Genomic DNA, 11,818 nt, shown 5'->3' with positions numbered 1-11,818 from the left:
CCTTCTGGAAGGTCACGAAGCACGAGCGGAATCGATCCTGGTTCTTCAAGACAGCATGGCGGTCTCTGCCCTGCTGTCTGTGGATCAATGGAAGCCGTGCCCTGTGAGGAGAAATTAGTCGAGAACAAGCCCTTGGGCAAGCCTCTCCGAAAGTGAAGCAGTATGATTACTTCTTTTTCGCAAAACTTTTATTTTCAAGGTAGCTTTTTTAAGAATTTTCTTCGTTTGTCCCGTTTAATTCATCGTTCTCCACGTTGATATCTACTTCGATATTGTTCGTGTTGTTCCCATCCTCAGGTTCATCATCGCTTAACATAGGCAGCAGGAAGTTTACGATAAATAATAAAACTATTACTATAAGTAATGTTATAAGTGCATATTTAATAAAAACAGTGCGGCTGCCATTTCCTTTTCCAAATGAGCTTTTCCCCATAAAGCTCCCCCCTCCCCTTTATTTATGTATATATCTATTTCTTTCCTTAATCTAATCATTCAAAACCTCTGCGGAATTGATTTTATACCTTTCAGGCTATAAAAATTTATATATGGAGCCAATTTCATAATTACATTTTTAAAGAGAATTGACGAACGTTCATTGCCATTAAACATTTAATGTTCGTTTTTAATATGTGTTCCGAAGTGACAGACGGTGACTCCCGGAGGATCAGCGCAGTCTGAAGATCCAATAGGACGAAAGTTTTTTATCGTCCTATTTAGCTGAAGACAAGCCCTCGGGAAAGCATCCGTCTATAACGAAGAAACCTTCTATTATTCGTTTTAAATTATCTGATTTCGTGTTATGAAATTGGCTCATGAGGAAGCAGCTGTTATCCGTCGATCATTCTTCTAGACTAGTTTGCTGCTTCACCGGACCTGGCTTTGACAAATTTCGATTACTGCACTAATCCTGCATTTTTCCACTATAGTGAACAATAATGCAGAATTACACTGCAGGGGTTGACTAAGACTGTGATACATTGATTATTCAGCGCTGACAGCGATCATCTTTACTCATGCTCCCGGTCCTTCGGCAAAGAAAATCCACCGGCAGAAGACCGGTGGATTTATGGCATGAAGATTTTCAAGCAATTCTATTGTAGTCCTACGGAAGCTGTGTGTGGCCCATTAGGAAGCGGTCACACTCTCTTGCAGCGCCCCTGCCTTCATTAATCGCCCATACTATGAGACTCTGTCCCCGGCGCATATCGCCTGCGGCAAATACACCGTCTACATTTGTCTTGAAATCATCATACTGTGCACGCACTGTAGAATTCGTTTTCGTTTCTACATTCAGAGCCTCTATAAGACCCTGTTCCGGTCCTTTGAAACCAATTGCAATAAGCACGAGGTCCACCGGCCATACTTTTTCTGATCCTGGAATTTCTTCACGGATCTTATTGCCTTCTTCATCAAATCGAAGAGATACATTTACTGTATGCACTTCTTTCACGTGGCCTTCTTCATCACCAACGAATTTTTTCGTCATTACTGCATAAGCACGCGGGTCATCTCCAAATACGGAAGATGCTTCTTTTTGTCCGTACTCAACGCGGTGAATTGTTGGATACTGCGGCCAAGGGTTCGCAAGCATATCACGTTCATTGCCTTTTTTATCATAAATGTCAAACTGCACAAGGCTTTTGCAGTCATGACGCACCGAAGTAGCGATACAGTCTGTTCCTGTATCTCCACCGCCGATAACAAGGACATTTTTGTCTTTTGCAGAAATATAATTTCCGTCTTCCAGTTTTGAATCCAGAAGACTCTTAGTATTTGCATGAAGGAAATCCATGGCATAGTGAATTCCTTTTAAATCTGTATTCTCTGCTGGTACATCCCGGTGGATGGTAGCTCCGCCGGCAAGAATAGTAGCGTCAAAATCTGATTGAAGCTTGTCTGCCGGAAGGTCTTTTCCTACTTCTGTGTTTGTAAAAAACTCAATGCCTTCTGCTTCAAGAATTTCAATACGGCGCTGAACTATGGAATAAGGCAGTTTCATTTCCGGAATACCGTAAGTAAGCAGTCCGCCTAAACGGTCATGACGCTCAAATACACTTACGCTATGCCCTGCTTTATTCAGCTGATCTGCTGCTGCAAGTCCTGCTGGACCTGAACCGACGACAGCTACACGCTTCCCTGTACGCTGCTTCGGCGGATTCGGCTGTACCCATCCTTCTGCAAAACCTTTTTCAATGATAGATTTCTCTACAGAACGGATCGCTACAGGCGGCTCATTAATACCGAGCACACAGGCACCTTCGCAGGGTGCCGGGCAGGCAAATCCAGTAAATTCAGGAAAGTTATTCATTTCATGTTCTTTTTCCAGTGCTTCCTTCCACTGTCCGCGGTATACCATATCATTCCATTCCGGAATAAGGTGATATACTGGACAGCCAGTCGTTACTCCTGCGATTTCCATTCCTGTATGACACGTAGGTACACCACAGTCCATACACCGGGCTCCCTGAATCTGTGCTTCTTCATCTGACATCGGAAGCGCATACTCGTCCCAATCATTTGTTCTTTCAGCAGGGTTACGCTCAGGTATCGTCTGACGATCGTATTCCATAAATCCTGTAGGCTTTCCCATCGTAGCACCCTCCTTCATTTATTTTCCCGGACGAGCCGAGTTATTTTCACACGATATCCGGGCACCCGAAAAGCATCAGGTGTCCGGCCGATAAAGTGTGCATTCTGCTATATTATGAGACAGGGGCAAAGTATTCTGCCCTGCCGCATTACTTCTGAAATCTGGTGTTGGTTATTTCGCAGCAACTTTTGGCTTTTTGCTGTCTTCAAAGGCTGCCATTTCAGCGTCAAACTGGCTGAGTCCCTGCTTGAGGTGATAGTCAATGCGTTCCTGCATTTCCTGATACGCCTGCGGGATAACTCTGATAAATTTCGGTGCATAGTAATCCCAGTTGTTCAGAATCCGCTGTCCTTTACGGCTGAGCGTGTAGTCTACGTGCTTCACGATCATTGCCTTCAGCTCTTCCATCTCTAAAGGATCATCCACCCCGGTCAGGTTCACAAGCTCTTTATTGCACTTTGCATAGAATTCGCTGGATTCATCCAGTACATAAGCAGTACCTCCGGACATTCCCGCTGCAAAGTTACGGCCTGTTTCTCCAAGGATCACCACTTTACCTCCGGTCATATATTCGCAGGCATGGTCTCCCACACCTTCTACAACCGCTTTAACACCACTGTTACGTACGCAGAAACGTTCTCCTGCGATACCGCTGATGTAAGCTTCTCCGCTGGATGCACCGTAAAATGCGACGTTACCAATGATAATGTTTTCTTCCCACTTGAACGGAGATTTACGGGAAGGACGGGCAATGATTTTACCGCCTGACAAACCTTTCCCGATAAAGTCATTTGCGTCTCCTACCAGCTTCAGCGTCATACCATTCGGCACGAAAGCACCGAAGCTCTGACCAGCAGAACCTTTGAAGGTTAAGCGGATAGTATCTTCCGGAAGTCCTTCCAGTCCATAGCGGCGTGTTACTTCACTGCCAAGAATAGTTCCTACTACCCGGTGGATGTTACGGATGGAAGAAGTCCCTTTGACAGGGGTACCATTTTCCAATGCTTCTTCACAGAATGGAAGCAGTTCCTGATGATCCAGTGATTTCTCCAGTGCATGATCCTGTTTACGGCTTGCATAAACAGTCTGGCCCGGTTTCACTGCAGGCTGATGAAGCAGCTGCTCCAGATCAAGGTACTTCCCTTTCCAGTGATCTACATTTTTATTAATTTCAAGGACATCTGTACGTCCTACCATCTCATTAATCGTACGGAACCCTAGCTCTGCCATCAGTTCACGAGTTTCCTGTGCGACAAAACGCATAAAGTTTTCCACTGCGTCTGCAGTTCCAATAAATTTCTTGCGAAGCTCCGGATTCTGTGTCGCAACCCCAACCGGACAAGTGTCCAGGTGGCATACGCGCATCATGATACAGCCAAGCACAACAAGAGGAGCAGTTGAGAAGCCATATTCTTCTGCACCGAGAAGCGTTGCAACAATTACGTCGCGCCCTGTCATCATTTTACCGTCTGTCTCTACGACTATACGGTCACGAAGTCCATTTAAAAGAAGCGTCTGGTGTGTTTCAGCTAAGCCGATTTCCCATGGGAGGCCAGCATGCTTCAGGCTTGTTCTTGGAGCAGCTCCTGTACCGCCGTCATAACCGCTGATTAATACCAGGTCTGCACGGCCTTTCGCAACACCTGCTGCGATTGTACCAACACCGCCGGAAGAAACCAGTTTTACAGAAATACGTGCCCGCGGGTTAGCATTCTTTAAGTTGTGAATTAACTCTGCAAGGTCTTCAATCGAATAAATATCGTGGTGCGGCGGTGGTGAAATCAGTTCTACTCCAGGAATAGAACCACGCACTTCTGCAATCCACGGATATACTTTCTTTCCAGGCAGGTGTCCGCCTTCTCCCGGCTTCGCACCCTGCGCTACCTTGATTTGGATTTCATCAGAGTTCACCAGATAGTGACTCTTCACTCCAAAACGACCGGATGCTACCTGTTTAATGGAGCTTCGTCGGGAATCGCCGTTTTCATCCGGAGTGAAACGTTCCGGATACTCGCCGCCTTCTCCGCTGTTGCTGGCTCCGCCAATACGGTTCATTGCAATTGCCAGCGCTTCATGCGCCTCCTGGCTGATCGCACCAAGTGACATTGCACCCGTTTTAAATCTCTTGCAGATGGACTCTACAGACTCGACTTCTTCCAAAGGCACTGCATCTCGCTTTTTAAAGGAAATCATGCCGCGGAGTGACTGCAGATTATTTTTCTCATCTGTGATTAACCGCGAATATTCTTTAAAAGCTTCATAGTCATTGGATCTTGTCGAATGCTGAAGCATGTGAATTGTTTTCGGATTGTACTGATGATCTTCTCCATTTTGTCTGTACTGGAATTCATCACCAATTTCTAACTTCTTCGCTCTTCCTCTCATTTCTTCAAACGCAGGAATGTGTCGCAGCAGTACTTCCTCTGCGATTGTTTCCAGGCCAATACCATCGAGCTTGGCAGAAGTTCTTGTGAAATGACGGTCAATTACTTCTTTCGAAATACCAACAGATTCAAAGATCTGTCCTCCACGGTAACTCTGAATAGTAGAGATACCCATTTTCGACATAACCTTTACAACACCATCTGTGACGGAATCAATATACTGCGATACAATTTCAACCATTGTATACGACTGGTCAATTTCCCCGCGGTTACGCATTTCTTCAAGGGACGCATACGCAATATAAGGGTTAATCGCCTCTGCTCCGTAGCCAAGAAGAGTAGCAAAGTGATGTACTTCACGCGCTTCTCCCGTTTCCAGTAAAAGGCTCACTTTTGTACGGTTCCCCTGGCGGATTAAGTGATGGTGCAGCGCAGAAACGGCTAACAGTGCCGGAATTGCTGCTTTTTCTTTATTCAGTCCGCGGTCGGATAGAATAATTAATGTATTGCCTTCTTCCAGTGCTTGATCTGCATCTGCAAACAATTGCTCCAGCGCAGGCTCAAGACCTTCTTTTCCAGCTGACACGTCAAATAGAATAGGAAGTGTAACAGCTTTGAATCCTTCCAGATTCTGCTGTCGAAGTGCAGCCAGCTGTTCGTTGCTGAGCACCGGCTTCTTTAAACGGATGTGACGGCAGCTTTCTGAAACAGGGTTTACCAGACTGCATTCTGCACCGATGGTAGTACCCACCTGCGTAACAATTTCCTCACGGATCGCGTCAATCGCAGGGTTGGTTACCTGGGCGAACAACTGTTTAAAGTAGTTGTAAAGCAGCTGCGGCTTTTTAGAAAGCACTGCAAGCGGAGAATCATATCCCATTGAACCAACAGGATCTTTCTTTTCTGCGACAAGCGGCTTTAAAATTTTATTCATTTCTTCATTCGTATAACCGAACGCAAGCTGCTTATCAATAAGGTTTTCCTGGTCATCCGGCAGCTGTGAAAGGTCTGCTGCTGGTACTTCTCCGAGGTCCATCATATTGTTATCCAGCCACTCGCGGTAAGGTTTTTCTTTGGCAATTGCCATTTTAATTTCTTCATCCGGAATAATTTTTCCTTGTTCCAGATCGACTAACAGCATTTTTCCTGGGTGCAGACGTTCCTTATACTCAATATCATCTGCAAAAATATCCAGGGCTCCAACTTCAGAACCGAGCACAATCATTCCGCTTTTCGTTACATAATATCTCGCTGGACGCAGGCCATTCCGGTCCAGAGTAGCACCTACATAGCGGCCGTCAGTAAAGCCGATTGCTGCCGGGCCGTCCCATGGTTCCATGAGAGTACTATGATATTCATAAAAATCACGCTTTTCGGGTTTGATTGTTTCGTCATTTGCCCAAGGTTCTGGAATCATCATCATTGCTGTATGTGCGAGGGAACGGCCGGAGAGATGCAGGAATTCAAATGCATTGTCAAACATGGATGAGTCACTGCCGTTTTTATCAATTACAGGCAGAATTTTCTCTAAGTCTTCATTTTCGAAGTACTCTGATTGACACATTTTTTCACGGGCTTTCATCCAGTTTACATTTCCACGGAGTGTATTGAACTCTCCATTATGAATTGTATACCGGTTCGGGTGCGCTCTTTTCCAGCTTGGGAAAGTGTTAGTGCTGAAGCGTGAGTGCACGAAAGCAACCGCAGTTTTGAAATCCGGGTGGTTCAGATCGATATAAAATGAATCGAGCTGTTCCGGTATTAACATCCCTTTATAAATCAGCGTTCTCGTAGACAAACTGCAGATATAGAAATCCTGGTTCTGCATTGACTTTGCTATTTCAATTTCTGTGCGTTTGCGGATAACATACAAACGACGCTCAAATTCATCCTGATCTTTTATATTTTCTGAAGGGCCAATCAGCACCTGTCGGATAAATGGCCTGGTTTTCTTTGCCTCATCCCCTACGAATGAATCGTTTACAGGAACGGTTCTCCAGCCAAGTACACGTTGTCCTTCTTCTTCTATAATACGTTCAAACACTTTACGTGTTTCTTTACGGGCCTTCTGGTCCTGTGGGAAAAACACCATTCCAATACCGTACTTTCCTTGTTCAGGTACTGCAATATCTTCTTTGTGGAACTGCTTTTCAAAAAAACGATGGGGAATCTGTGTAAGAATTCCTGCCCCATCCCCGGAACTTACATCCGCAGACTGTCCTCCGCGGTGCTCAAGGTTACAAAGAATCGTGATCGCATTTTGAACGATATCATGTGTCTTACTTCCATTGATATTCGCAATCATCCCGATTCCACAGGCTTCGTGTTCCTCTCTTGGATCATAAAGACCCTGAGCTATTGGATATCCGTGTTTCATCATGATAACGTCCCTCCTTAAAAGTACAAAATATGCACGAATGAGAACATACCGCAAATGAATTTCTGCATTATATTTAACCATTCGTTCACATTTTTATGCACATTTATTCATCTCTCCACCTTTAGAAGAATAAATAGATGTGCTGAGTGAAAAATTCAGAAATTGGTGAACTTTTCTTTTATATCATTGAATAATACCATCTTTTTGCGAAAATACAAAGGCATTAATTGGCACTTTATCTATATTTTCAGATTACAAGCGCTTTCAAACCTTAATCTGTCAAGGTTCTTCGGGTTCCGTACCTTTCGTAGATTTTCTACTAATCAGCTCCTGGCTGCAGCTGATTTTTAAAATTTATAACGAGTTTCTTCATATTTAAAATCAAAATAAAATTCAGCAGTTTCTTTAATTAATTTTGTCTATTTTCATTATAACTACTAAATATTCCCTGTTTAAAGGACGTCAGGATGTATAATCATCTGTTTTACATTGCACATGTATATTTTTTGTATACGCTTACATTAATTAATAGATGTTTTGTTTTTGTTTGCTTGTTGAAAAATTGAAGATTTTTTTACACCCCTGCTGTTTCCTTCAAACACAGATATCCGCCAGTTTTCGCTTCGTTCTTCCCTTTGTAAAATAAATGCAGGAAATGTATATTGTTTGTTTCAATGCTTTTCATGATGTCCCTATAGCTTTTCAAATTGATTTCAAAATTGTATTATCAAAGCAATTCATTCCTAAGAAACGAATAAGTGTATGATAAACCTGCTTTATGACAGTAAGTGTTTATTTTTTGAAATTTCAGGATAATTTACTAAGAGGGAGGGATCATTGTGAAAACAGAACTTTTTATTAACGGCAGCTGGTCAGGCAGTGAATTGGAACAAATAGATGTGATGAATCCCGGTACTGGAGAGAAGATAGGTACGATTCCGAAAGCCGGTAAACGAGAAGCACAGGCTTCAGTAGATGCTGCTGCAGATGCGTTAAGCGAATGGAAGAAAACATCTGCACAGGAAAGGTCTGCTTACTTAAGAGAAGTTTTTCGGCTGATGCATGAAGAGGCAGAAGAAATTGCAGAAATTATGACAAAAGAAAATGGCAAAGCGCTTGCTGATTCTAAGCAGGAAGTAGCTTACGCAGCGTCATTTCTGGACTGGTTTGCAGATGAAGCTAAAAGAATATACGGAAGAAACATTCCAGGGAAACATACGGATCATCGTATTGAGGTATTGAAACAGCCAATTGGAGTGGTAGCAGCGATTACGCCATGGAATTTCCCGGCAGCCATGATTACTCGAAAACTCGCTCCGGCACTCGCCGCCGGATGTACATTTATTATTAAGCCTGCTACTGCCACCCCGTATACTGCTATGAAAATTATCGAGCTTTGCGAAAAGGCCGGTATTCCAAAAGGAGTAGTGAATTTACTAACGGGAAGTGCTTCTGACATTACTCAGGTCTTCATGAATGACAGCCGTGTTAAAAAACTTTCCTTTACCGGTTCTACAGAAGTAGGCAAAATGCTGATCGAACAAAGTGCAGCGCAGGTGAAAAAGCTTTCTCTGGAGCTGGGCGGCCATGCCCCGCTGATTGTCTTTGATGATGCTGATCTCGACATAGCCGTGCGGGAAGCTTTACGGGCAAAGTTCAGAAATGGCGGTCAGTCCTGTATCGCTGCAAACCGCCTTTATGTACAAGAAGGAATATATGAGGAGTTTACAAAGCGCTTCAGTGCAGAAGTAAAACAGATGAAGGCCGGCAGCGGGATGGATGAAGAAAATGATATTGGCGCAATCATTGACCAGGACGGATTTGATAAAATAAAACGTCACGTAGAAGATGCAAAGAAACAGGGAGCTGAAGTGACTGCTGGCGGAAAGGGCACTGATGATAAAGGCGCCTTCTTTTATCAGCCGACAGTTTTAAAAGGTGCGACAGACGATATGCTGATTATGCAGGAAGAAACGTTCGGCCCGGTAGCTCCAATTCAAAGCTTTCATTCGGAAGAAGAAGCAATCGAGCTTGCAAACAACACGCCATATGGTTTGGCGGCTTATGTTTTTACCGAGAGTATGAGAAAGGGTACCCGCGCAGTTGAAAATCTCGACTTTGGCGTAGTGGGCTGGAATGATGGTGTTCCTTCGGCAGCGCAGGCCCCATTTGGCGGGTTAAAGGAATCTGGATTTGGCCGTGAGGGCGGTGCAGAAGGTATAGAAGATTTTCTCGAGACTAAGTACGTTGCAAAAAATATAGGAAATTAACTGTATAAAAAGGGGCAGAGGCTGATATAAAACTAGCCTCTGCCCCTTTTATCCTCTTGTCCATTTACAGCTTTTCCACTTTCACCCACGGACGGTTATTTTCCCACTCCAGTTTCACAGGTACTTGAAACGTATTAAAAATGTTTTCTTCCGTTAAAGTTTCCCGCTTCTTTCCACTTGCAGTAATTTCACCACTTTTAAGCAGCAGTGTATGAGTAATAGAAGGAATCACTTCCTCCAGATGATGTGTTACATATATAAGCGAAGGACCTTTTTCATTCATCATTTCTTCCAATGTATCCAGCAGTTCTTCCCGTGCATATATATCCAGTCCGGCACATGGCTCATCTAAAATTAATAATTTAGGTTTCGCCATCCAGGCTCTTGCCAGCATCGCTTTTTTTCGTTCTCCCTGGGAAAAATGCGCAAGCGGCTGTTCTTCCAGATGATCTATCCTGAATTTCTGCAGAAGAGATCTTGCAAATGAAACATCTTCTTCGGTCAAGGGTTCATAGATACCGATAGATGCATGCTTTCCACTTAATACAATCTCCAGTGCGGTAGTGTCTGGATGCAGCTGGTACTGCTGATCCACTGCCTGGCTTACCCAGCCAATTGATTTTTTAAGTTCCGGCATGTATGTATTTCCGTAGCGTTCTCCCAGTACATTTACTGGCCCGCTTCCTGCTTTTGGCCACATCGCTCCTGCGATTATTTTCAGCAGCGTTGTTTTACCTGATCCGTTTAATCCGAGTACGCCCCAGTGTTCCCCCTGGAGTATTTCCCAGGAAATATCATCAATTAATTTTTTCCCTTCTTTTTGCACTGTCGCGTTTTTTACACTGACTATTATCTCTGTTTCCATGCGCACGCCTCCTCTTTATGTTATTTTAACTTATGTACATAATCTGCAGGTAGGGTTTTGCAATTTCAAGCCAATTACTTCTTTTGTTTTTACTCCTGCTTTCTGCGCCGAATTTCAGCGTAAGGCGCTCGGAAAAGAAATGCTATGCTTTATGACACTGTGAAATCGATATTATTTTTTTAAATACACCCCAGTAATTAGTTTTCTGGTTGGAAGAGGTTGTTGTCATGTACATTTTTATTCAGGTTGTGCTGCCCGTATTATTAATTTTTGCTGCCGGCTACGCTATTCAGAAATGGAAAAAAGTCGACATCAAGCCAGTTTCGGTAGTAGCTCTTTATGTAGCCACCCCCGCACTCGTATTTCAAACCTTTCACAATGCGGAGCTGGATAGACAATATTTTTATATGGTGATTTTTTCATTTGCGCTGTTAGCTGCTTTAATTATCATAAATAAAATAACAGCAAAAGCACTTCATAAATCAGAGAAAACGGAAAGCGGATGGATTTTATCTACCGCCTTTATGAACGCAGGAAATTACGGCGCTCCAATTATTTTGTTTGCCTACGGACAGGAAGGTTTCGCCTACGCAGTATCTTTTATGGTAATGCAGTCAATTATCATGAACATATTCGGTGTTTATTACTCAGCCAAGGGCTATGCAGGGCCGCGGTATGCATTAAAAAGTATCGTTTCGATGCCGGTTACATATGCTTTGCTTTTAGCTGTTTTCTTTCAGATGACTCCTTACTCCATGCCTCCTAATCTCATGGGCAGTATTGATATCGTGGCTGCGGCAGCGATTCCTATTGTAATGATTATTTTAGGAATGCAGCTTGCGAACATGAAACTCGGGCAATTTGACTGGCCTTCTGTTTCCTACAGTGTCGTAGTAAGGCTTTTCATCTCTCCGCTTATCGCATATGGTCTGACTCTGCTTATGCCGATGGACCCTCTCCTAGCGAAGGTGCTGATTGTATCTGCAGCTATGCCTTCTGCTGCTACCATTGTAATGATGGCTGTGCAGTTTGATAATCAGCCGCGCTATGTTTCCAGTGTGACGCTTATTACTACACTGCTCAGTATTGTGACGATTACCGTACTGCTTGCGATATTAAACTAGAGAAATGCTTAATAAAATTAAAGAAGAAAAACCTACAGAAATTATTTCTGTGGGTTTTTCAGCGTGTTTATAAAGCAAGAAATTTTGTATATTTATGATTTGCTGTATCCAGGTTCTCCTCCGCTTACCGGCGGAAGCTTGTCGACCGGTCTTCAGCTTGAATCCCGCTGTCTCCGCCCGGCACTATGGAGAATAGTTTTTTATA

Annotated in this window: 6 protein-coding genes; 2 read left to right on the top strand and 4 right to left on the bottom strand. The window is 43.6% G+C overall.

Annotated features, from left to right (window positions below; genetic code table 11):
* Positions 1 to 208: 208 nt before the first annotated feature.
* The 3 genes from BLP92_RS10480 to gltB all read right to left on the bottom strand — a co-directional run bounded on the left by BLP92_RS10480 (position 209) and on the right by gltB (position 7,354).
* The gene (locus tag BLP92_RS10480; protein ID WP_090842911.1) at positions 209 to 433 is read right to left on the bottom strand and encodes a hypothetical protein; all 225 of its coding nucleotides are present in this window, start codon (positions 431 to 433) and stop codon (positions 209 to 211) included.
* Between the two features lie 669 nt (positions 434 to 1,102).
* A complete protein-coding gene (locus tag BLP92_RS10475; protein WP_090842910.1) occupies positions 1,103 to 2,590 on the bottom strand; it encodes a glutamate synthase subunit beta in 1,488 nt (495 codons plus the stop codon).
* Positions 2,591 to 2,761: 171 nt separating this feature from the next.
* On the bottom strand, positions 2,762 to 7,354 hold the full coding sequence (gene gltB, locus BLP92_RS10470) for a glutamate synthase large subunit (RefSeq protein WP_090842909.1): 4,593 nt from the start codon (positions 7,352 to 7,354) through the stop codon (positions 2,762 to 2,764).
* Positions 7,355 to 8,193: 839 nt separating this feature from the next.
* Between gltB and BLP92_RS10465 the strand changes: the two genes are divergently transcribed.
* A complete protein-coding gene (locus BLP92_RS10465) occupies positions 8,194 to 9,624 on the top strand; it encodes an NAD-dependent succinate-semialdehyde dehydrogenase (RefSeq protein ID WP_139148945.1) in 1,431 nt (476 codons plus the stop codon).
* A 64-nt stretch (positions 9,625 to 9,688) separates the two neighbouring features.
* Here BLP92_RS10465 and BLP92_RS10460 read toward each other — a convergent pair whose 3' ends face one another.
* Entirely contained in the window at positions 9,689 to 10,489 is an 801-nt protein-coding gene (locus BLP92_RS10460; protein ID WP_090842907.1) for an ABC transporter ATP-binding protein, read from the bottom strand.
* A 227-nt stretch (positions 10,490 to 10,716) separates the two neighbouring features.
* Here BLP92_RS10460 and BLP92_RS10455 point away from each other — a divergent pair, with 227 nt between their 5' ends.
* Positions 10,717 to 11,613, top strand: coding sequence for an AEC family transporter (locus BLP92_RS10455; RefSeq protein ID WP_090842906.1), 897 nt, complete (start codon positions 10,717 to 10,719; stop codon positions 11,611 to 11,613).
* Positions 11,614 to 11,818 lie beyond the last annotated feature (205 nt).

This window comes from Alkalicoccus daliensis, from assembly GCF_900103955.1.
Lineage (GTDB): Bacteria > Bacillota > Bacilli > Bacillales > Salisediminibacteriaceae > Alkalicoccus > Alkalicoccus daliensis.
The sequence above is the reverse complement of the archived record's forward strand: the minus strand, read 5'-3'. Positions and strand labels throughout refer to the sequence as shown.